The sequence below is a fragment of the Acetobacter okinawensis JCM 25146 genome (assembly GCF_000613865.1).
GTDB classification, from domain to species: Bacteria; Pseudomonadota; Alphaproteobacteria; order Acetobacterales; family Acetobacteraceae; genus Acetobacter; species Acetobacter okinawensis.
Window position 1 is genome coordinate 1 of sequence record NZ_BAJU01000011.1, and the last position, 20,864, is coordinate 20,864.

Consider the following 20,864-nt stretch of genomic DNA (forward strand, 5'->3'; position numbering starts at 1 on the left):
CTCGGCCCGTGTAACCCCGACAACCGGGCACCCCACACCCACGGCATAGCCCGCAGCCGCAGCGCAGGACGCCCGCAGGCCAGTAAACGACCCCGGCCCCACAACAACAGCCACCAGATCGGGCGCAGTCCCCTGCGCGCGCGACCAGCCTGCCTGCTGCAAAGCCTCTGCCGCCAGCAGGCTAACCCCTTCTGCTGCCTGTTTACCTGCCTCCCGCTGGAGGGTGAGAACACGCAGCCCGTCCCAGGCATGGACAACACAGGCTGCCGTGCCGCACGCGCTATCGCCCGCCGGGCTGCCGTCAATAACCAGAATACGCTGTGCCACTAATCGATAATCCGGCAGGCCTGTTCAAACTCAAGCCGTGGAGCGCGCTCGGGCAAATCCGCAAAGTCTCCATACCCGAGGCAGAGCAAAAAGTTGGCGCGCCAGCCCTGCTCGACCAAAAAGGCGTCCTCCACCATAGACTGGTCAAACCCTGAAACCGGCAGCACGTCCAGCCCAAGTGCGCGGGCGGCCATAATCATGTACGCACCTTGCAAGGTGCCGTTGCGAAACGCGGTTTCTTCCGACAGGCCAACATCTGCGGCAAACCATGCCCGCAGTTCTTCCCCCGGACTAAGCTTTGGAAGCTGCTCGAAAAAGAGCGGGTCATGGGCCACAATGGCAATAACCGGAGCGCCCATAACCCGGTTGACATTCCCTGCGGACAGGGCAGGGCGCAGCTTTTCACGCGCGGCGGAACCAACAAGAAAAACCACACGCACAGGGCAGCAGTTGCCAGAGGTCGGGCCCATACGCACCAGATCATATATCTGGCGCAGCAGTTCCTCCTCTACAGGGCGGGTAGTCCAGCGCAGGGGGGTACGCGCCTTTGTAAACAGCAGATCTAACCCACTTGCGTCCAACATGTTCCGTCCTGCCTCCAACTGCGCCGGATTACTGTGGCGCGCTCCCTTCTTTAAGCCAAGACTTCCCCCCCGAAAAGAGCATGCTCTGGTTGCGTGGTTATGCTCAGTCCACCTGCTCGACCGAGACAACCTCCGGCACATAGTGCTTGAGCATGTTTTCCACCCCATGCTTGAGCGTTGCGCGCGAGGACGGGCAACCAGAGCAGGCACCCTGCATGGTCAGGCGCACAATGCCGTTACGGTAGCCGCGAAAAACAATATCGCCGCCATCCCCCGCCACCGCCGGACGTACGCGCGTGTCCAGCAGTTCCTTGATCTGGACGACAATCTCCGCATCCTCTGGCGCAATCTCGTCCTCATGAACGGCAACGCCTTCCGCTACAACCGGCAGGCCCGCCACAAAATGATCCATCAGCGTGGACAGCACCAACGGACGCAGTTCTTCCCAGTCCGCGCTGTCGGCCTTGGTAACAGAGACAAAGTCATTCCCAAGAAAAACGCGCGCAACGCCGGGCAAGGCAAACAGCGCATCGGCCAGCACCGAACGCCCCGCTACGGCATCGGCATCAATAAAATCTATGGTTCCTGCATCGCCCACCACGGCCTGACCGGGCAGGAACTTGAGTGTTGCGGGGTTGGGAGTACCTTCGGTTTCTATGAACATGGCGGAAGTGTCCGATCTGTAGGGTAGCGTATGTCTCTGCATTCAGTTGGCACCAGAATGAGGACAGAACAAGTTCTGTATGAAAATTTTCGTGCAGAAAATGCCTGCTCCCGTGCAAAATCTGGCGGTTTTATGCGGCGGGCACCTGCTCCACGCACAAAGCTGCCATGTTGGGAGCAGCTTTGGCCTCATCCTCAACCCGCCATGCTCCCGCCTTGCAACTGGCCAAAACGGGCCCGTAGCGCGGGATCATGCGCGTAGATATACAGCCCCCTGACAGCGCGCGTCATAAGCACATTGATCGCATTGAGCATAATCCGCTCCATGGTCTGCTCCGGCTGGGCAAGGCCTTTGCGGCCAGCAAAGGCCGCGCTGTCCTCGTACCGGGTCGGGTCCAGCACAAGGGTGTCGGCCTGTGCATCATACCGCACTGACGGGCCTAGCAGCAGCCCCACATAGTTCAGGTCAAACCCCTGCACGGTATAGACGGACCCAACCTCGTCTATTGTATCGGCCCGCTCGGCCCAGGGCAGGCGGGATTCCGGTTTTGCGATGTCCCACTTCAGGTGGAAGCGCCCCTCGGTTACAAAATGCTCGCGGCCATCCAGACGGTAAGGGTAATCATATGTTGCCACCATGCGGGAGAGACCAAATTCCGCATTTTTCTGGCGCACCAGATCATAGAGGTCCTGTGCATCCTCAAAAAACCTGAGATCAAAACATGGATCGTAAGGAACGGGCAGAACTGTTTTTTTGAAAAACTGCTCTATCCACTCCAAGGTCTGGACACTGGCCTGCATACGGAACTGGTTTTGAAGATGAAAGACCTGGACATGCTTTTGCGCAAGAACGGATTCCAGATCATCTTCCGTCCAGTGGCTTTTAAACTTGAGCACCTGTTTGTCATCAAAAACAATCACGACAACCCGAGCACATTTAAGAATTTCTTCAAGATGATTGTCCTGCACAAACCTGTTGTATTTATCAGCTTTTGTTAAAAGCAGATGCGCCTCATCCACCAGAACAATATCCGCGACCTGCCCAGTTTTGTGCATGGTATTGATAAAACTTGTTGGCCTTTCATAATCCTTCTTTTTTACGTAACGGGATTTTTCCGCGATATTGCGGTAAAGCTTCATCATTTCCGGGTGATTGACCAGAAGGTAGTTTTTTGTCCCCGATAACGCATTGGGCTGAGATTTTTCTCGGGACAGTTTTTGTAATTCATTAAATATCTTATTGATAACAATACTCTTTCCGGTCCCTGCATCTCCTTTTATCACAAAAACTGCATGACCAGATGCAACATTGTCCTGACAGAACTGCAAAACACGTTCACACAATGCCATCTGTTCATCAGAAAGTGTGCGGTTGGGCGAGAGCTTCTGCAACGCCTGATTATTGTTCCCGTCCGCCATGCCACGCTCCCATAACGCAATAAAAAAGCCTTTCCCCTATTATGGGGAAAGGCTTTTCAGCAGTCCATAAACCCTGTGTTTTTCTAGCGCAGGATACCTGTATGCCCAATGGAGTAACGGCCAGGCTGAGGCCATACGGTCAGCCCATGCGGCTCCTGCCCGACCGGAATGCTGATCATGCTCCCGTCATCCGTGTTGATACGATAGACAACATCATCAAAACGGCCAGACAGCCACAGGGCCTTACCATCCGCACTGACATTGCCCATGTCGGGGCTACCACCACCGGGAATAGGCCATGTCGCCACAACCTTATTGGTTGCAAAATCAATAACCGAAACCCCACCACCCTTGCTGTGGGGGCGACCATGAATCAGGTGGGAACCCCGGTTGGCAACATACATTTTGGTACCATCGCGGCTGGGATACAGCCCATGAGCCCCAAGACCTGTAGGAATAAAGCCAATCTCACGGAACGTGTCCCCATCGACCAGAAACACGCCGTCGGCCATCATGTCGGCCACATAAAAGGTCTTGCCATTGGGGGAGACCAGAATGTCCTGCGGCATACCGCCACTGGACAGTTTGAGGTACCCCAGTACCTTTTTGTTCACCATATCCACCTTGACCAGATGGCCGCCAAATTCACATGTGAAAATGGCGTAACGCCCATCTATGGAAAAATCGGCATGATTGACGCCCTTGCACTCCGGCACATCAATAGACTGCTGCAACTGCATACTGTGCGGGTCACGGAAGTCCAGACGTTTACGGGCTTCGGCCACCACAATGGCGGATTTGCCATCGGGCGTGAAATACATGTTGTACGGGTCATCCACCGCAATGGACGGGCCGGGACGTGCCGTACGCGGGTCAATCGGGGTCAGGCTGCCATGAATGGTACCTTCGGCATTATTGGTCACCCACAGGGTGCGCAAATCCCATGAAGGCACAACATGCTGGGGGCTTTTACCAACCGAAAAACGGTCCACCACTTTGTTGGTTGCCGGGTCAATTACATCCACATCATTGGAGCGCAGGTTGGGAACATATACCCGCGCAGGATCCTGCGCGACGTCGGGCGCAATGTGCGTGGCCCCTGTTTCGCTGTACAAATTATCAGGGTTGGCCACCGCGGGCATACCGGGAATGGTCTGCACGCCAGATGCCGCAGAAGCCACAGGCGGGACTACACCCGTAGCCGACGGTGCACCAACATCCTGCGCCCAACCGGCCACACTGCCAGCGCTCATGCCTGCAATGGCAACCGCTGCAACCAGATACTGCTTAAAACCCATAACCCAGACCCCTCTGTGCCTGTTATCATTCGAGACCTTGATGAGGCTTCGCATTTACCACGCGGGGTAAATAACGTCTATTCGGCTGTGGTTAAAATCTTCCATTTATTATTATGGCAAAAATTATTTTAAGTATTTATTTGTTCCGTGCATCATCAATGGCCTTAACCGCTGCATTCACCTGCATAGCCAAGCCCGGTTGCCCCAGTGTGGATGTGGCACGCCGCGGGTCTCCCCCATAAATACCCTGCGCACTGGTCGGGTTAGGGGCATGGCGCAGAGCCTCCTCCCGCACCATGGAAGGGTCAACCGCGAGCATAAGTGATGTATCTCCTATATCGGCATGCTGGCCGACATCCAGCCTGTACCCGTTCTGCCGCAACCACTCACTATACTGGTGGGGCAGTACATCATAATAATCGCGCACATACAGCACGCGCGCCCCGGTCGCCTGCCATTTTACCGTAAGCTGGGCCGCCAGTTTTTCCAGCTCCTTCTGGTAACCGCCATGATCACCAATCAGCACAACCAGCCTGAACCCCTGCACCCGAAAACTCTCTGCAATGGAGGAGAGCATTTTTGCAAATACGTCAGGTGGTAACGTAATGGTACCGGGAAAACGCATATGCGATGTACGGGGAGCTGTTCCGCCCTCCGGCACGTAAGCCACGACAGGAGCCACCAGTGTTTTGCCTGACTGATGAGCTATTTTTTCTGCCTGATACAGAACCCGGCTGTTATGCTTGCCAACAGCTATGTATGGACCACTCTGCTCCGTACCCCCCACAGGCACAATAATGGTTGTAAAACCACATGATATATCCTGTGCAATTTCTGTCCATGTCAGTTTTTCAAACAGAACGCTTTTGGGTAATTGCAGGCACTGTGCCTGCGCAGGCAGGGGGGATAGTACAGCTACCCCCAAAAATAGACTAAAAATAAAGCATTTTTTCATGATTTTTGTACCAGAAGGGGCGCAAGAAACTGACCCGTATAGCTTTTTTTACATGCGGCAATCGCTTCGGGCGTACCCTCCGCCACAATGGTGCCTCCACCATCGCCCCCTTCCGGTCCAACATCTATAATCCAGTCAGCGGTCTTGATCACTTCCAGGTTGTGCTCAATAACAATGACCGTATTCCCCTGGTCCACAAGGGTATGCAAAACTTCCAAAAGTTTTCTAACGTCTTCTGTATGTAACCCGGTTGTGGGTTCGTCCAGAATATAGACGGTCCTGCCCGTTGCCCTACGTGCCAGTTCCTTGGAGAGCTTGATGCGTTGCGCCTCCCCACCAGAGAGCGTGGTGGCCTGCTGCCCCAACGCCACATAGCCCAGACCCACTTTTTGCAAAATTGCCAGTCGGTCACGTATCCGGTTCTGGGCAGAAAAAAGTGGGTAGGCTTCATCCACGCTCATGGCCAGAACATCTGCTATGGTTTTGCCCCTGAAGCGAATATCCAGTGTCTCACGGTTATAGCGCGCACCTTTACAGGCATCGCAGGTCACAAACACATCGGGGAGAAAGTGCATTTCTATTTTAAGCACACCATCGCCCTGACAGGCCTCGCACCGCCCCCCTTTGACATTGAAGGAGAAGCGTCCTGCCTTGTAGCCACGTGCCTTGCTCTCTGGCAGTTCTGCAAACCAGTCGCGGATCGGGGTAAACAGGTCTGTGTAGGTTGCGGGGTTGGATCGGGGTGTACGACCGATGGGGGATTGATCAATATCGATAATCTTGTCGAGCTGCTCCATACCTTTTATTTTTTTGTATGGCTCGGGAGAGGTCGCAGCCCCCATAAGCTGGCGCGAGAGCGCCTTGTAGAGCGTGTCAATCACCAGTGTGGATTTGCCACTGCCTGAAACACCAGTCACGCACGTAAATGTACCAAGGGGAAAATGGGCCGTCACGTCCTTGAGGTTATGGCCAGAAGCCCCCTCCACGGTCAGCATCCGTTTTTTGTTCACGGGCCTGCGCTGCTGGGGGACCTCAATCCGCTTGCGGCCTGAAAGGTAAGCCCCTGTCAGACTATCCGGATTTTTGGCAACCTGCTCAGGTGTTCCCTGAGCACAACCTGCCCACCATTCACACCCGCGGCTGGCCCCATGTCCACCAGCCAGTCGGCACTCCTTATCGCATCTTCATCATGTTCAACAACAATAAGAGTATTACCAAGGTTTTTTAAACGATCCAGTGTTCCCAACAACCGTTCGTTATCGCGCTGGTGCAGGCCAATGGAGGGTTCATCCAGCACATAAAGTACACCTGTAAGGCCCGAACCAATCTGGCTGGCCAGACGAATGCGCTGGCTTTCTCCCCCCGACAGTAGCCGACCCGCGGGAGAGGGTCAGGTAATCCAGCCCTACATCATCCAGAAATTTCAGCCGGTCAAGAATTTCACGCAATATACGCCGGGCAATTTCCGCACGCTGGGGGGTAAGGGTAGGCATAACCGTGTCAAACCAGTCCAGCGCATGACCAATAGACAGGTCACTGGCCTGTGCAATGGTTTTGTCCGCCACCCGCACAGACAGGGCCTCCGGACGCAGGCGCGCACCATGGCAGACATGGCAGAATTTTTCTGACTGGTAGCGGGAAAGTTCTTCCTTGACCCAAACACTATCCGTATTGGCGAGTCTTTTTTGCAGGCTGGTCAGCACCCCTTCAAACGGACGTTCGACCACATAGCTTTTTTTGCCATCCTGATAGGTAAAACTTATGTTCTCCTCAACACCATACAGGATTCCGGTCTGGGCCTCCTGCGGTAGGTCACGCCATGGTGTGGTCATGCTGACACCAAAATGCTGTGTCAGACTTTCCAGCGTTTGCTCAAGCAAGGGTGATTTTGCATCTTTCCATGGTGCAATGGCCCCTTTTGCAAGAGAGAGGGTAATATCAGGCACAACCAGAACGGGGTTAAAATACGTCTCTACCCCCAGACCATCACACGCGGGGCAAGCGCCTTGGGGGGCATTGAAGGAAAACAGGCGCGGTTCTATCTCCTCCAGTGTAAAACCACTGACAGGGCAGGAAAAATGTGAAGAAAACACAAGTTTTTCAGGCTCTCGTGTTTCGTCCTTCAGCACTTCCTCGGCATAGACAATGCCCTCGCTCAGGGCCAATGCGGTTTCAAAACTGTCAGCCAGGCGGGTTTGTACATCAGGTTTAACCACCACCCGATCCACAACCACCTCGACCGTATGGCGCAGTTTGCGGTTAAGGCTGGGAACATCTGCAATGTCATACAGCGTGCCGTCCACCCGCACACGGGTAAACCCCTTGCGCTGAAGCTCAGCCAGTTCCTTACGGTATTCGCCCTTACGGTCGCGGATCACGGGGGAGAGCAGCATAAGCCGCGTCCCCTCGGCCATGGCCATAATGCGGTCAACCATCTGGGTGACTGTCTGCGCCTCAATCGGCAGGCCGGTTGCGGGGGAATAGGGTACACCCGCCCGCGCCCAGAGCAGGCGCATGTAGTCATAAATTTCCGTTACCGTGCCAACCGTGGAGCGTGGATTTTTGGATGTTGTCTTCTGTTCGATGGAAATGGCGGGGGACAGACCTTCTATGGAGTCCACATCCGGTTTGCCCATGAGCTCCAGAAACTGGCGGGCGTAGGCGGACAGGCTCTCCACGTAGCGGCGCTGCCCCTCGGCATAAATGGTATCAAACGCCAAGGACGATTTGCCCGAGCCTGAAAGCCCGGTCACAACCGTCAGCCGGTCACGGGGAATATCGATATCAATATTTTTCAGGTTGTGCACACGTGCCCCACGCACCCGAATGCTGTGCTGACCGGGAAGACCTGATTTTGCCATGGAGAGCTCTCTGCCACCGTTCCTGTTTTGTCCTCTATTATGGCGCTTTAATCCGCTCCTATGCAATCCATGAAACACACCAAAACCCCGGGCCATGCAAAATGCCCAGTTCCGCCATTCTGGCCATTGCGCTTGCAAACATGATTGACCATTTACTCACACAAGTATGTACTGTGGCCAAAAGCACGGCAGGCGCCATTTTGCCTGCGTGACAGAAATTTGAGGAACAAAACCAGATGGAGCATCTGATCGGTCAGCCCGCCCCGGCGGCGCACAACAGCTTTGGTGGCTCAGATGCTGCACCAATCATTACCGATGGCACACAGGCCAGCTTTATGCATGACGTCATGGACGCCAGCCGGGAAGTGCCTGTTCTGGTGGACTTCTGGGCGGAATGGTGTGGCCCGTGCAAGCAGTTGACCCCCATTTTGGAAAAAGTTGTAACCGCCGCCAAAGGCAAGGTCCGGCTAGTTAAAATCGATATCGAGGCCAACCGCGCACTGGCAGGCCAACTGGCACAGGCGGGCCTGCCGCTCCAGTCCATTCCACTGGTGGCTGCCTTCTGGAAAGGGCAGATTCTGGATGTGTTCCAAGGAGCACTCCCCGAAAGCGAAGTGAAGAAGTTTGTAGAAACCCTGCTCAAGGCCAGCGGTGGCGGCACCCTGCCAGCCACCGAACAACTCCACGAAGCCGATGTGGCCATGGAAACCGGACAGCCCGCTCAGGCAGCCGCCATGTATTCTGCCGTCATTGGTGAAGAACCCGAAAACCCCAAAGCCTGGGCAGCTGATCCGCGCCATGCTGGCCTTGGATGATGAAGAGGCCGCAGATGCTGCTCTGGCCGATGTCCCTGCAAAAATTATTGATAGCCCCGAAGTAGCCGGAGCGCGCGCAGCCCTTGAACTGAAAAAGGAAGGCCGTCAGGCTGCTCAGGCCATGGAGGGTATTCGCGCACGGCTTGATGCCAACCCCGAGGATTATGACGCCCGCTGCGAACTGGCCACGGCCCTGAACGCCGCAGGACAGCGTGAAGAAGCCGCAGGCGAGCTGCTCCACATCATCAAAGCGGACCGGGAATGGAAAGACGGCGCAGCCCGCCAGCAGCTCCTGCGCTTTTTTGAAGCATGGGGGAACGAGGACCCGGCAACGCTTCTGTCCCGCCGCCGTCTTTCCTCCCTTCTGTTTTCCTGACCCTTGCCCCGCTCGACTCTCCCTTTTGTCGAGGATGATGTTCCCCGCCGCATTCCGCGGCTGGGGGACATGACCTTGGCTGATATTCCGCCAGAAATCGGGCTTTTCCCACTCAGCGGTGTACTGCTGCTGCCCCGGGGCAAGCTGCCACTCAATGTGTTTGAGCCACGCTACATTGCCCTTGTGGAAGATGCTCTGGCATCGCACAGGCTGATCGGCTGATCCAGCCCCGCTGGCAGGAAGATGAGGACGAGGAAAACGAGGCCCCGCCCCTTTACTCCATTGGCTGCCTTGGTCGCCTGACTTCCATGACCGAGCGGGCCGATGGCACCTACGCCATGACCCTGACCGGCCTGCTCCGCTTCCGCCTGCTCCGCGAGACGGGGTTACGCCGTGGCTACCGGGTTGCGCGGATAGATGTCTCCTCCTTTGCGGGAGACCTGAACGAAATTCCGTCCGAACCGTTTGACCGCGCCCAGCTTTTGCACTCGCTCAAGCTTTATTTTCAAAAAAAAGGGCTGAGTGCGCGCTGGTCCTTGATAGAACAGATGGATGACAGCCTGCTTCTGGTCACTTTACCCATGATCTGTCCTTTCCCTCCGGCGGAAAAACAGGCATTGCTGGATGCAGAAAATCTGACAGACCGTGTGCGGGTCCTGCAAACACTGCTAGACCTGTCCGGCCCTGAGCAGGAAGGCCCTCCTTCCTGATGATATGATGTGGGAACCGTTTTATGTCCGATACAGCACCACTTGACCCGCGCCTTTTGTCCATGCTGGTTTGCCCGGTAACCAAAGGACCGCTGGTTTTTAATGCCCAAACCAACGAACTGGTCAGCGAAAAAGCGGGGCTGGCCTTCCCCATTCTTGATGGCATTCCCGTTATGCTGCCAGATGAAGCGCGCCGTATTGAAGGCTGACTGACGTTTTTTCCCTCTGCCTCGGACATGCCCATGCTTTTGGGAAAAAAACAGCACATATCTTGGTAGCCTGCTCCTGCTTGCTCCTCTCCTAGCAGGCTGCATCATCTGATTGAGGGAGACAATATTGATCTCCCTCCCGAACGACCCGGTCGCTTTTTGCCCGAGGCCGCACAGGCCGAGGCGCGAGCAGCACAAAGAGATGTTGAACGGCAGGAAAAACTGGAAGCCGCACAGGAAGCGGCAGGCATAAAAAAGCCTGACACCCCACCCAAGCCCGAAGACCATTACGAAGTGCTGCCCCCCATGTATGATGGCGGAGGCTCCGCAGGCCCCATGCGCACGGATAACGGGCATACCATTACGCCACAGGCACAGGCTGTTTATGGCAAACAGGACGACAGCCAACTCCAGAAAACCAAATAAGAGGAGCTTTTACTCCTCAGCATCATGCTGGTCGGATGTTCTGCGCCGCAGAATATTGCCTATTGCCATGCCGACCACCCCCGTCATCATCCCCACTGCTGTTGGAATGGCCCCTCCACCGGGGAGCAGACCAACCAGCACGCTGCTGAGTGAACCAAAGCTGAACTGCATGGTCCCCAGCAGGGCAGAAGCACTGCCAGCATGGTGCCCATGCCGGGAAAAAGACATGACCGTGCCATTGGGGCCAATAAACCTAATGCGCCAGTTATGCTCACAATAAAGCCACAGGTCAGCCATGGGTGGGCTGCCCCCACCACACCGGCAAGCGCCAGAGCCACAAAAACACACCCAATGGCAAAGGCCCACAGAATGGCACCTTCAAGTAGCGCGGGCATAGGCACCCGGTGTATCAGCCATCCGTTGATCTGGGTGCCCAGAATAAAGGAGGCCGCATTGGCACCAAAGAAAATACCAAATGCGCCAGGCGAAAAATGCAATGTCTGTTCAAACAGGACAGGAGCACTGCCCAGATAGGCAAACATGACAAAAGTAGAAAAAGTCGTAATCAGCGCATTGGAAAAAAAGACAGGTTCACACAGGATATTCTGGTAACGCCAGAGTATTTCCACCGGGCGGAAGCGGATGCGTTTTGCAACTGCCAGCGTATCGGGCAGCATAACCAGAACACCCACAATGGCCGCCACAGCGTAGAGCGTACCAATCCAGAATATCCATCTCCAGTCACCAATTTTTAAAACAAGACTCCCCAGACCCGGGGCCAGAACAGGCATGACACCAAAGACCAGTGTCAGTTGCGCCATAATATGGCCGCCCTTTTTGCCAGTTGCGACATCACGCACAATTGCACGTGGAATAACCGCACTGGCCGACCCGCCAAAAGCACCAATAAACCGGAACAGGCAGAACAGGTGATAGTTACTGGCCAGCGCGCACCCGGCAGAAGCCAGAGCATAAACTCCAAGCCCCACAAGAAGCGGCCCCTTACGCCCGAACCTGTCTGATAGGGGGCCTTGGGAAAACTGACCAAAGGCCAAGCCTAAAAACCACGCACCCAACGTAAACTGTACAGAACCAGCCCCTCCTCCCAGATCCTGCTCAACATCAGGGAAAGCAGGCAGGTACATATCCGTTGCCAACGGGCCAATGGCTGTAACCAGACCCAGAAGAAAAATAAGCCGGAATGGAAAAGGGGATATGGGTGCCGCGGAGGAAACTGTCATCTCATGGATTACCGGAGGAAGAATGCGTTACTCTTCCCCCGCCATCCGGTTTTTGTCCACCACCAAAAACCGGGCACCTCCCGTTCGTTTAACGTATCTTATAAAAAAAGGCTGCCGGTTATTCCCGGCAGCCCTGTAAGGTTTTTTACCCTTCCTTACCACCCTGTGGTGCTTCGGGCGGAGGGGGCATCTTACCGCCACATGCCGGCGGCGGGCCCGGCGGATGATCAGGCTGTTCGGCAATCTGCTTGAGCTGCTTGGGGGTCAGGATATCGTGTATCTGGGTTTCAACCTGCAATCTGTGCAGGGCATGCTGGGTCTGCAAGGCACTGATCTGCTGTTCCAGATCCTGCAACTTGGCCTGATCCACCGGCCCCGGCGTTGTCAGAACCGTGCGAATCTGGCTTTGCAGGGCATGGGTCTGCTCCATACCAGCTTTGGGGTCTTCGGGCTTGTTGGCATCGAATACCGCCTTGATCTTCTTTTTCTGCTCGGAGGTCAGCTTGATCCCGTCCAGTTTGAAGATATGCCCACCAGGCCCCGGCCCATGGTGCATACACCCACATTCAGGCGGCGGAGGGGGAGGGGCACCAACCGTGGAACCAGCCTCAGCAGCCCGGGCACCAGACCCGGAAAAAGCCGCAAGACCCATAACCAGTGTTGTTGCCAGCAAAGCTTTTTTCATCATTTAGCCTTCACATCATCAATATCAAGTGCAAAGCGACACCTGCCCTGCCTGATATTGGACTGTGGCACCCGGGTATGTCTGAAAAAAGGCAACATCTGTAAAAATACGCGGCAAGACAGTTTACGCCTGCTTGCAAACACTCTTGCCCTTGCAGATAGACAGACAGGGCATCTGGTTTTCTCAGGCAGACAGTTTGGCAGGGCCTTCTCAGGCGTGACCTAACTAAAACCTGTTACTCGCCTTGGAAAACAACAACTCTCCCCCATAGCATGATAGGAGAATGATATTTTGCAATGGAGAGTTTAAAGAGGACTAATGCGTCCAAACTCTCACAAAAACATTTATTTTTCAGAGGCTTAGGAAGAAGAACTGGTGGAGCCAAGCGGAATCGAACCGCCGACCTCTTGAATGCCATTCAAGCGCTCTCCCAACTGAGCTATGGCCCCACTGTTCTGTCACACATTCGCAAGTCCTGTTTTGCAACAGCTGCTCTGTGTGTGTTGAGCCTCTTACAACCTCCTCAAAATGCTGACAACCCCTAATTTTCAATCTTGCAGCACTTTCAGGTCTCTCAAGGCAGCAACAAGGGGGAGAAGCGGCAAACCCTGAATGGAAAAGGCATCTCCTTCTATGGCCGCAAACAATTGTATGCCCGGGCCCTCCAGCCGGTAAGAGCCAACTGAGCCAAGGCAGGCCGCCCCTTCCAGACTTAAATAGTGCTCTACAAACTCAAGGGAGAACATGCGCATGGTCAGTCTGGGGCTGCTCACATGGTGCCAGAGAATCTGCCCATTAAAACACAGGACCACGGCGGTATGCAGACTATGCGTTTTGCCCCTGAGCTGGAGCAGTTGCTGGCGTGCCCCTTCCAGCCCCTCCGGCTTGTCGTACCATACCCCTTCGCAACTGAGCATCTGGTCTGCCCCGATCACAATCGTATCCGGCTTTTGAACCGACTGTGCTTTTGCCTCTGCAAGGCGGAGCGCTACAGCATCGGCTGACCAGTTCTGCTGGCGCCCCATCTGCTTGAGAGGGGTCTCATCCACCGAGGAGGCTTCAACATCAAAGACCAGTCCCGCATTTTCCAGAATACGCCGCCTGGCAGCAGAACCACTGGCCAAAAGCAGTTTGTCTGCTCTGTTCTGTATTAGAGTCGGCATTAGTACTAAATCGGTCACGGAAGCGAGTCTCTTTCAGGTACTGGTTGAAAATGGGGCTGTGAGTACTATCCTGAGTACCGGGGTACATGTGGATTGTACGGAGTTCAGAACATGGCCTTACCGAGTACCGGGCACAACATGCAACTTCCGTGAACCGGTGAGTTGTACACAGGGGTCTTGGAATGTTTTCTGGATAACCTCAAAAACCCTTTATTTTGCAAGGGTCTTGAAACTGTACACACTGTGGGAAACATGGGGTACATTTTTGGAATGCCGGGTACCCCGTTATCAACAGTACCCTCATATCTCATCAAACCTTTTTCTTTCTTTTTTTATAGGAAGAGGGGCGTGGACAGCGCGGACAAAGACGTGCAGGACTTCTGCTCATGACAACGCAAACACATATTCCCCCCGCCAAACGCCTGCTCAGAACTCTGAACGGAGAGGCACTGTGGCCCCCTCCGATGTGGTTGATGAGGCAGGCTGGCAGGTTTTTGCCTGAATTCCGCGCCATGCGGGCACAGGCAGATTTTCTGACCCGTTGCATGACCCCGGATATTGCAACCGAGTTGACCCTACAGCCTATCCGCCGTTTTGGCATGGATGGAGCTATCCTGTTCTCTGATATTCTGATCCTGCCCTGGGCTATGGGTCAGTCCTTGGAGTTTGTGGAAGGGACTGGCCCTGTTCTGGGTGCCATTCGCTCCGAACAGGACCTGAAAGCCCTTGATCCTGCAAGGATAGCCGAAGCAACAGCCCCTGTGCTTGAAACCCTTACGCGCCTGCGCAAAGCTGTAGATGGACCAGACAGCATTGGTGCGGCCAAACCGGGGGCAACAACATTGCTTGGCTTTACCGGAGCGCCCTTTACCGTGGCCTGTTACATGGTGGAAGGTCGTGGGTCGCGCGAGTTTTCTGTAACGCGGAACATGGCTTTTTCTGAACCAGCGCTTTTTGACAGGCTTATGGCCCTGCTGACCGAGACAACGGCGACCTATCTGTGCGCCCAGATTGAAGCAGGGGCTGAGGCCGTCATGTTGTTTGATTCATGGGCCGGGCTTCTGCCTCCTTCGGAATTTCGCCGTCTTGTTATCCAGCCCAGCCGACAGATTGTGCAGACAATCAAGGCCCGTTATCCGCATGTGCGGGTTGTAGGCTTCCCCCGTTTGGCCGGGGTTATGGCTGCAGAATATGCGCGTGATACGGGGGTTGATGTTCTTGCCCTGGATACCGGAGCAGACATGGCTGCTGTGCGCAACATGGTGCCGCAGACACTGGGTTTGCAGGGGAATCTGGACCCGCTAGCGGTTCTGGCTGGCGGTGAAGCCATGCGGCGTGAAGCCCTGCATGTGCGTGAAGCCGGTCGTGGTCGTGCGCATGTGTTTAACCTCGGACATGGCGTTCTGCCACAGACACCTGTTGAACATGTGGCTGACCTTGTGCGGACCGTGCGGGAAACAGCCTGATGACCCAAGCCCTCTCACAGGTTTTTCGCGGACCACTCAAACTGGTCATTTTTGACTGCGATGGTGTACTGGTTGATAGCGAGGAAACCTGTTGCCGCCTGTGTGCACAGGCGGCGCGGGAGGCTGGGTGGAATGTACCGGACCATCTGGCTGTACAGACGTTTTCTGGCATGTCTTTGGCGACCATCCAGCCCCTGATTGAGCATAACGCAGGCAAAACGCTCGGTCCGCAATGGGAGCCAGTAATGCAGCAGCGTTTTGTCGCCGCCATGAAAGAGGGGGTTGAGCCTGTTGCGGGTGTGCATGCTATGCTCGATTTTGTGCAAAAGCTCGGTATTCCCGTAAGGGTTGCATCCAATTCTTCCTGCGAGGAAATGGATGTAAAATTTGAAAAAACCAGTCTTTCCCCTTATTTTGACGGGCGTATCCATTCGGCGCGGGATATGGGTGTGCCCAAACCCCGACCCGATGTGTACCTTAAAGCTGCAGAAGCAGAAGGCGTTCTTCCCTGCGAATGTGTGGTGCTTGAAGACAGTGACCCCGGTGCAAAGGCTGCTGTTGAAGCCGGGATGGCTTGCGTGATGCTCCGCGCAGCGGACAAGCCAATACCTGATTGGGAAGGTATGGAAAAAATCAATAACCTTTCTGATTTTGCAGATATCGTTTCCAAACTGGTCAAGGTCACACCCTAATGGTTTTTGACATGCTGCTCCCATGGGTCAGGTGGTTTGTTGCTTTCCATATCATGTCTGTCATGGCGTGGATGGCGGGGTTGTTTTATTTGCCAAGACTGTTCGTTTATCACTGTCAGGTTGCTGTGGGCTCGGCGGAAAGCGCACGGTTTAAAATTATGGAACGTCGGCTGATCAAGGCAATTATGGTGCCTGCTATGTGTTCCAGTCTATTGTTTGGGACTTTGCTGGTTTTAACACCAGGTTCGGTCGACTGGAGCGCTGGCTGGTGGCACCTTAAATTGCTGTCGGTTGTGCTTATGTTTGCGTTTCAGGGGGTTTGTGGCCGGTGGTATAGGGGGTTTGCACAGGATAATAACCAGCATTCCGAAAAATTTTACAGAATAGCCAATGAAGTGCCGACTGTTCTGATGATGGTTATTGTGATTATGGTTGTTGTCAGACCGTTTTAGAAAAAGCATGATTGTAAGTCAGTATTTTTATTTTTCTGTTACAGAGAGGCCATAATCGCATAGACCTGCGACACATATTTGCCTTTTATGTAAAACATTGTAGCCTTATGAGCAGGTTATAAAAAACGGCAAAATATGGATTATTTTTTGCCCATATGTTTGAATTGCTGAAATTTATAAAAACCAGAACATCAGGGAGAAGACGTTATATGTCCTTAACCGCACATTCCGTGGCTGTGTTTTGTGGCTCCCGTATGGGGGATAAACCTGTTTACCGTCAGGTGGCTGAAGAGGTCGGCAAAACATTGGCTGAAAAAAAAATCCGTCTGATTTACGGTGGTGGTGCCAATGGGCTGATGGGTGTGGTCGCAGATTCCGTTATCAAATCCGGTGGGGCTGTTACGGGGGTTATTCCTGAATTTTTAAAAACCCGTGAACGTATGCACGATCAGGTATCCGAACTGATTGTTACGGATTCCATGCATGTGCGGAAGCAGATCATGTTTGCAAGGGCCGATGCATTCTGGATTCTTCCCGGTGGATTTGGTACTTTTGATGAGACAATGGAAATCCTGACATGGAAGCAGCTGGGCCAGCACAAAAAACCTATTCTGGTGATTAACGTGGATGGCTGGGCAGATGCCATGATTGCCATGCTGGATGTGGCGGTCAGTCAGGGGTTTGCCTCAGCCGAGGCACGGGCTCTGATCCGGGTTGTCCCCGATGTAGCGGCAGCTCTGGACTGCTCCATTCAGGCCGATCAGGTGAATGATCTGCCGGTGTCCGCCCTGTAGGTAAAAAGGACTTATGCATTTCCTCTCTTGCTTATATGGCGGGAGAGATGTATAGCGCATTCAGCCATTACGGAGTGTAGCTCAGCCTGGTAGAGCACTGTGTTCGGGACGCAGGGGCCGGAGGTTCGAATCCTCTCACTCCGACCATGGCTTTTTTCCCGGATTGTTTAAGATAACGCTGGCAGTATTTGTTCTCAATGAACACTGCATAATGCCGCATCAGATGATTCTGGCCCGCATTGCAGCTGCCATAAGGCTTTATGGCTCTTAATAAACCAACTCCATGCCCCAGCCATACCGAGAGATGAACAAAACCCCCCACGTCCATTAAAGGAGCGTGAGGGGTATAGCAGATGATGCCGTGCTTTTAAGGTTCAGGCTTGTTTGGCAACCGTATGATACGGGGTGTCCATTGCGGTATTGGCGGCAAAAAGACCTGCGTGTGCGTCATGCACCTGCCCGACCAGAAGACTTTCCCAGCGACGCATGTCGGCTTGCCGGTCTTTTTGGATACCCTGATTGAGTTCCTCAAACTGCAAGGCGGCAAACGTGCCCAGAACAATGCTGGAAATAAAAGCTGCACTGGCAACCAGCCCGGGGAGCGACAGGGCATAGTCGGACCACTGCTTGGATTCAGGTAGGGACTGCCACAGAAAATGAGAAAGGGCGGAATTGTCGGTAAAATCCTGCCAGTGCACGGCGAGCCCTGCATGGAAAACCGAAAACTTGAGTCCGCACGTTACAAAAATAAAAGTGGAGCAGATCGCAAGGCTCAGAGCCGCGAGCCAGAGAGAGACAAATGTTGCTTTTTTCCATGCCATGTGTCCGGCCTCCTAATTTTGGGTTTGTTAGGGGGCAAAAGCGGAACGGTGTGGTGAGTGCACCTCGCTTTCTCCATTGTTTAAACGGTATATCAGGTATTCATAATATGCAAGGTGAATCGTGCAAACCTGACAGTTTTGCGGCATTGGATAAAGTGATCCAGCCTATGCTGGACAGTGCGGCCCGGCATACCCATTTTTAGACCATGATTTTCCTGTCTGCTAACCAAACAGGCAAGAGCGAGGACCTTAAGATAATGCAGACGAGCCAGATAAAAAAAGCCGTGTGGGCCATGTTGCTGGCCGCTGGCACAACGCTTTCTTTTCATCCTGCTCATGCCCAGCGTGGTGGTGGCCATTTTGGTGGTGGTCCGTGGGGCGGTGGTCACTTTGGCGGACCTGGTGGAGGATGGCATGGTGGCGGTCCCGGCGGTTGGGGCGGTGGCCCATGGGGCTGGGGAGGCGGCTATGGTTGGGGTTGGGGCTACCCCTATGCCTATGGAGCTACGGTGGTTATGGCGGCTGGGGTCCGTATTGGGGGAATTCTTACTGGAACCCCTATTGGGCCGGTTGGGGCTGGGGGTGGTCCATGCCTTATGCCTATGGTGGCATGACATACGCACAGAGTTATTCCGGGTCTTATCCGCCGCAGTATACTTCGGCCCCACCGCCATCACCTGTGCCCGAAGGGCCTGCGGTACAGCAGGGAGTAGGGCAGAGCAATTACGCTCCGCCATCCTATTACGCCAGCCCGAATTATGGGCAATATCCGGCCACACCAAATGAGGAACCACCACCGCAGACGATGCAGGGAAGTGATGGAACCGCGATGTTTAATTGTAAAACAGGCTATTTTTACAATAACCTGACTCAAAACTGCGATAAGCGATAACTGACAGGCGCTGGCAACAGCTCGTAAAGAGTGGTGTCAGCGGTCCTGTGCCTGTTGAGGGGAAAGCTGCACACCTTCGAGTTCAAGCAGCCATATTTTATCGTCCACGCCGCCATCACCAGAATAGCCACCTATGCCGTTGCGGGCGAGCACGCGGTGGCAGGGAATAAGAATGGGTATGGGGTTGCGTCCCACAGCCTGCCCTACGGACTGGGGGCTCCCGCCCACTTTTTGTGCCAGTTCGCCGTATGTGGCGGTTGTTCCTGTAGGAATGCCTTGTAAAAAGGCCCATATCTTTTTCTGGTAAGTTGTACCATAAGGTTCCAGCGGAAAAGGGAATGCGCCTAGCGCGGTCGGGTCATCAAACCACTGGTCCAGCCAGTCACGCGCCTGCGTGAGCAGGGGTGTTTCGGTCTGGTCCCGCCCCCAGCCCCAATCGAGAGAAATAATTTTTCCATCCTCTTCAGACAGGGTAAGCGGTCCTAGAGGGGAGTGCAGGGAAAGCTGGGGCATGTTGTCCACTTTCTGGATATAGAGCAGCCGGTCGGCACGGAACAGGCAGGGGAGCACACGTCAGGGAAGGGCGCGTGACCCATATGTCTGCTTTTATCATCTTTTAAATCTACGTTTGCAGACAAAACTGCATTAAAACACTTTGGTGCATCACGCAAAACAGTAAGGAACAGACCGCAGTGGGGTATCAGGGGGAAGACATTATTTTTGCTCTTTCTACAGGGGTGGAGCGTGCGGCCATTGCTGTGATGCGCGTGAGCGGCAAAGGCAGTGCGGACCTGCTGGCAAAACTCTGTGGCCCGCTGCCTCCCCCGCGCAAGGCCGTTCTGCGGCGCGTGTGGCAACAGGCCGATGTGCAGGACACCTTGTTGGACGAAGCTCTTGTCCTGTGGTTCCCCGGGCCAAAAAGCTACACGGGGGAAGACGGGTTTGAACTGCACCTCCACGCAGGGCCTGCCGTTATTCAGGCTGTTGCTCACGCTCTTGTTCTGGGAGGGGCGCGCCCAGCAGAACCGGGCGAGTTTACGCGCAGGGCCTTTACCAACAACCGGATGGATCTGGTTGAGGCCGAAGGGGTGGCAGACCTTGTTGCGGCCGAAACCGAAAGCCAGCGTAAGCAGGCTCTGGCTCAGGCAGATGGTGCATTAAGCCGCGTTTATGCAGGATGGGCCGAGCAGCTTAAAAAACTTCTGGCATTCCAGGAAGCGTTGATCGACTTCCCGGATGAGGATATCCCCCCCGAAGTGGAGGCTGAAATCCGCGCGGGTATTGCCCAGCTTGTGGAACAGATGCAACGCCATATTCAGGATGGCAAGCGGGGGGAACGTATCCGCCGGGGTGTAGTTTTTGCCATTGCTGGCCCCCCCAATGCGGGCAAGTCCAGCCTGTTGAACTGGCTAGCCGAACGTGATGCCGCCATTGTTTCTCCTATTGCTGGCACCACACGGGATGCGCTGGAGATTGTAGGGAGTCTGGCCGGGATCAAGGTCACATTCGTGGATACGGCAGGCCTGCGCGATACCGAGGATGCTATTGAGGCCGAGGGGGTAAAGCGCGCATTGTTTCACGTGAAACAGGCAGACTGTGTGGTGCAGATGTTTGCCGCAACGCAGGTGCCGCAAAGTGTTTTCCCCGGTGCTCTTCTGGTAGGGAACAAGCTTGACTTGGCCCCTCTTCCAGCCGAGGTAGAGGGGGTGGCGGTTATTCCGGTCAGCCTGAAAAACTCTCAGGGGCTGGATGCACTGCGCCAGATTCTGGAGCACAAGGTGCAGGCACTCACGGCGTCTTCTACCGGTATGCCGTTGCTGACCCGTGCGCGCCATAGTGCCGGCGTGCAGGATGCGTGCAACAGCCTGCAAAGAGCGCTTGAGCAGGACTGGCCGGAAGTGCGGGGTGAGGAACTGCGGCTGGCCATGCGCGCCTTGGGGCGGTTGACCGGGCACGTAGGGGTGGAAGAACTGCTGGACGCCATTTTCGGGCAGTTCTGTATTGGTAAATAAAGG

17 protein-coding genes, 2 tRNA genes and 5 pseudogenes are annotated in these 20,864 nt (G+C 54.6%); 11 read left to right on the top strand and 13 right to left on the bottom strand.

Annotated features, from left to right (window positions below; all coding sequences use genetic code 11):
* The 7 genes and pseudogenes from JCM25146_RS06700 to uvrA all read right to left on the bottom strand — a co-directional run.
* A pseudogene (locus JCM25146_RS06700) lies at positions 1-327 on the bottom strand (tRNA (adenosine(37)-N6)-threonylcarbamoyltransferase complex dimerization subunit type 1 TsaB); the annotation flags it as partial.
* The gene (locus tag JCM25146_RS06705; protein WP_025826790.1) at positions 327-911 is read right to left on the bottom strand and encodes a malonic semialdehyde reductase; all 585 of its coding nucleotides are present in this window, start codon (positions 909-911) and stop codon (positions 327-329) included. The pseudogene JCM25146_RS06700 and the gene JCM25146_RS06705, both read right to left, overlap by 1 nt.
* 103 nt (positions 912-1,014) lie before the next feature.
* The gene (locus tag JCM25146_RS06710) at positions 1,015-1,575 is read right to left on the bottom strand and encodes a NifU family protein (protein ID WP_025826793.1); all 561 of its coding nucleotides are present in this window, start codon (positions 1,573-1,575) and stop codon (positions 1,015-1,017) included.
* 194 nt (positions 1,576-1,769) lie between these two features.
* A complete protein-coding gene (locus JCM25146_RS06715; protein WP_025826795.1) occupies positions 1,770-2,993 on the bottom strand; it encodes a DUF2075 domain-containing protein in 1,224 nt (407 codons plus the stop codon).
* An 83-nt stretch (positions 2,994-3,076) separates the two neighbouring features.
* Positions 3,077-4,291, bottom strand: a complete 1,215-nt coding sequence (locus JCM25146_RS06720) for a YncE family protein (RefSeq protein ID WP_025826796.1) — start codon at positions 4,289-4,291, stop codon at positions 3,077-3,079.
* A 136-nt stretch (positions 4,292-4,427) separates the two neighbouring features.
* Complete coding sequence (locus JCM25146_RS06725) at positions 4,428-5,246, bottom strand: creatininase family protein (protein WP_025826798.1); 819 nt, start codon at positions 5,244-5,246, stop codon at positions 4,428-4,430.
* Positions 5,243-8,107, bottom strand: a pseudogene (uvrA, locus tag JCM25146_RS17835) (excinuclease ABC subunit UvrA). Before uvrA ends, JCM25146_RS06725 begins: the two are co-directional and overlap by 4 nt.
* A 236-nt stretch (positions 8,108-8,343) precedes the next feature.
* On the opposite strand from uvrA, the pseudogene JCM25146_RS17840 reads away from it, so the two are divergent.
* The 4 genes and pseudogenes from JCM25146_RS17840 to JCM25146_RS17850 all read left to right on the top strand — a co-directional run bounded on the left by JCM25146_RS17840 (position 8,344) and on the right by JCM25146_RS17850 (position 10,643).
* Positions 8,344-9,298 (top strand): annotated as a pseudogene (locus tag JCM25146_RS17840) (tetratricopeptide repeat protein).
* A gap of 69 nt (positions 9,299-9,367) precedes the next feature.
* Positions 9,368-10,008: pseudogene (locus JCM25146_RS17845) on the top strand (LON peptidase substrate-binding domain-containing protein).
* Positions 10,009-10,031: 23 nt separating this feature from the next.
* Positions 10,032-10,217 carry a Trm112 family protein gene (locus JCM25146_RS06750; RefSeq protein ID WP_025826802.1) on the top strand — a complete coding sequence of 62 codons (186 nt, stop codon included), beginning with the start codon at positions 10,032-10,034 and terminating at the stop codon, positions 10,215-10,217.
* 159 nt (positions 10,218-10,376) lie between these two features.
* Positions 10,377-10,643 carry a hypothetical protein gene (locus JCM25146_RS17850; RefSeq protein WP_242400977.1) on the top strand — a complete coding sequence of 89 codons (267 nt, stop codon included), beginning with the start codon at positions 10,377-10,379 and terminating at the stop codon, positions 10,641-10,643.
* A 9-nt stretch (positions 10,644-10,652) separates the two neighbouring features.
* Here JCM25146_RS17850 and JCM25146_RS17855 read toward each other — a convergent pair.
* The 4 genes and pseudogenes from JCM25146_RS17855 to JCM25146_RS06780 form a co-directional block, all read right to left on the bottom strand.
* Positions 10,653-11,884: pseudogene (locus tag JCM25146_RS17855) on the bottom strand (multidrug effflux MFS transporter).
* Positions 11,885-12,029: 145 nt separating this feature from the next.
* Positions 12,030-12,572 carry a Spy/CpxP family protein refolding chaperone gene (locus JCM25146_RS06765; protein WP_242400979.1) on the bottom strand — a complete coding sequence of 181 codons (543 nt, stop codon included), beginning with the start codon at positions 12,570-12,572 and terminating at the stop codon, positions 12,030-12,032.
* 370 nt (positions 12,573-12,942) lie between these two features.
* Positions 12,943-13,018, bottom strand: a tRNA-Ala gene (locus JCM25146_RS06775).
* A 99-nt stretch (positions 13,019-13,117) separates the two neighbouring features.
* Positions 13,118-13,750 (bottom strand): Maf family protein, encoded by a 633-nt coding sequence (locus JCM25146_RS06780; protein WP_025826806.1) that lies wholly within the window; start codon positions 13,748-13,750, stop codon positions 13,118-13,120.
* A gap of 368 nt (positions 13,751-14,118) precedes the next feature.
* Here JCM25146_RS06780 and hemE point away from each other — a divergent pair, with 368 nt between their 5' ends.
* The 5 genes from hemE (at position 14,119) to JCM25146_RS06805 (ending at position 17,283) form a co-directional block, all read left to right on the top strand.
* Positions 14,119-15,198, top strand: coding sequence for a uroporphyrinogen decarboxylase (hemE, locus tag JCM25146_RS06785; RefSeq protein ID WP_025826807.1), 1,080 nt, complete (start codon positions 14,119-14,121; stop codon positions 15,196-15,198).
* A complete protein-coding gene (locus JCM25146_RS06790; RefSeq protein WP_025826808.1) occupies positions 15,198-15,890 on the top strand; it encodes an HAD family hydrolase in 693 nt (230 codons plus the stop codon). Before hemE ends, JCM25146_RS06790 begins: the two co-directional genes overlap by 1 nt.
* Positions 15,890-16,342, top strand: a complete 453-nt coding sequence (hemJ, locus tag JCM25146_RS06795) for a protoporphyrinogen oxidase HemJ (protein ID WP_025826810.1) — start codon at positions 15,890-15,892, stop codon at positions 16,340-16,342. Before JCM25146_RS06790 ends, hemJ begins: the two co-directional genes overlap by 1 nt.
* Before the next feature lie 209 nt (positions 16,343-16,551).
* Positions 16,552-17,136 (top strand): LOG family protein, encoded by a 585-nt coding sequence (locus tag JCM25146_RS06800; protein ID WP_025826812.1) that lies wholly within the window; start codon positions 16,552-16,554, stop codon positions 17,134-17,136.
* Positions 17,137-17,206: 70 nt separating this feature from the next.
* A tRNA-Pro gene (locus tag JCM25146_RS06805) sits at positions 17,207-17,283 on the top strand.
* A 227-nt stretch (positions 17,284-17,510) separates the two neighbouring features.
* Here JCM25146_RS06805 and JCM25146_RS06810 read toward each other — a convergent pair.
* Positions 17,511-17,957 carry a hypothetical protein gene (locus JCM25146_RS06810; RefSeq protein WP_025826814.1) on the bottom strand — a complete coding sequence of 149 codons (447 nt, stop codon included), beginning with the start codon at positions 17,955-17,957 and terminating at the stop codon, positions 17,511-17,513.
* A 257-nt stretch (positions 17,958-18,214) separates the two neighbouring features.
* On the opposite strand from JCM25146_RS06810, the gene JCM25146_RS23610 reads away from it, so the two are divergent.
* Positions 18,215-18,571, top strand: coding sequence for a hypothetical protein (locus JCM25146_RS23610; RefSeq protein WP_242400980.1), 357 nt, complete (start codon positions 18,215-18,217; stop codon positions 18,569-18,571).
* A 314-nt stretch (positions 18,572-18,885) separates the two neighbouring features.
* Here JCM25146_RS23610 and JCM25146_RS06825 read toward each other — a convergent pair whose 3' ends face one another.
* A complete protein-coding gene (locus JCM25146_RS06825; RefSeq protein WP_025826820.1) occupies positions 18,886-19,362 on the bottom strand; it encodes a methylated-DNA--[protein]-cysteine S-methyltransferase in 477 nt (158 codons plus the stop codon).
* Positions 19,363-19,541: 179 nt separating this feature from the next.
* Here JCM25146_RS06825 and mnmE point away from each other — a divergent pair, with 179 nt between their 5' ends.
* Entirely contained in the window at positions 19,542-20,861 is a 1,320-nt protein-coding gene (gene mnmE, locus JCM25146_RS06830; RefSeq protein ID WP_025826821.1) for a tRNA uridine-5-carboxymethylaminomethyl(34) synthesis GTPase MnmE, read from the top strand.
* Positions 20,862-20,864: the final 3 nt, after the last annotated feature.

Coding starts and splice junctions, on each gene's coding strand:
- JCM25146_RS06705 (WP_025826790.1), bottom strand. CDS start 911: ATGTTGGACGCAAGTGGGTTAGATCTGCTGTTTACAAAGGCGCGTACC.
- JCM25146_RS06710 (WP_025826793.1), bottom strand. CDS start 1,575: ATGTTCATAGAAACCGAAGGTACTCCCAACCCCGCAACACTCAAGTTC.
- JCM25146_RS06715 (WP_025826795.1), bottom strand. CDS start 2,993: ATGGCGGACGGGAACAATAATCAGGCGTTGCAGAAGCTCTCGCCCAAC.
- JCM25146_RS06720 (WP_025826796.1), bottom strand. CDS start 4,291: ATGGGTTTTAAGCAGTATCTGGTTGCAGCGGTTGCCATTGCAGGCATG.
- JCM25146_RS06725 (WP_025826798.1), bottom strand. CDS start 5,246: ATGAAAAAATGCTTTATTTTTAGTCTATTTTTGGGGGTAGCTGTACTA.
- JCM25146_RS06750 (WP_025826802.1), top strand. CDS start 10,032: ATGTCCGATACAGCACCACTTGACCCGCGCCTTTTGTCCATGCTGGTT.
- JCM25146_RS06765 (WP_242400979.1), bottom strand. CDS start 12,572: ATGATGAAAAAAGCTTTGCTGGCAACAACACTGGTTATGGGTCTTGCG.
- hemE (WP_025826807.1), top strand. CDS start 14,119: ATGACAACGCAAACACATATTCCCCCCGCCAAACGCCTGCTCAGAACT.
- JCM25146_RS06790 (WP_025826808.1), top strand. CDS start 15,198: ATGACCCAAGCCCTCTCACAGGTTTTTCGCGGACCACTCAAACTGGTC.
- hemJ (WP_025826810.1), top strand. CDS start 15,890: ATGGTTTTTGACATGCTGCTCCCATGGGTCAGGTGGTTTGTTGCTTTC.
- JCM25146_RS06800 (WP_025826812.1), top strand. CDS start 16,552: ATGTCCTTAACCGCACATTCCGTGGCTGTGTTTTGTGGCTCCCGTATG.
- JCM25146_RS06810 (WP_025826814.1), bottom strand. CDS start 17,957: ATGGCATGGAAAAAAGCAACATTTGTCTCTCTCTGGCTCGCGGCTCTG.
- JCM25146_RS23610 (WP_242400980.1), top strand. CDS start 18,215: ATGCAGACGAGCCAGATAAAAAAAGCCGTGTGGGCCATGTTGCTGGCC.
- JCM25146_RS06825 (WP_025826820.1), bottom strand. CDS start 19,362: ATGCCCCAGCTTTCCCTGCACTCCCCTCTAGGACCGCTTACCCTGTCT.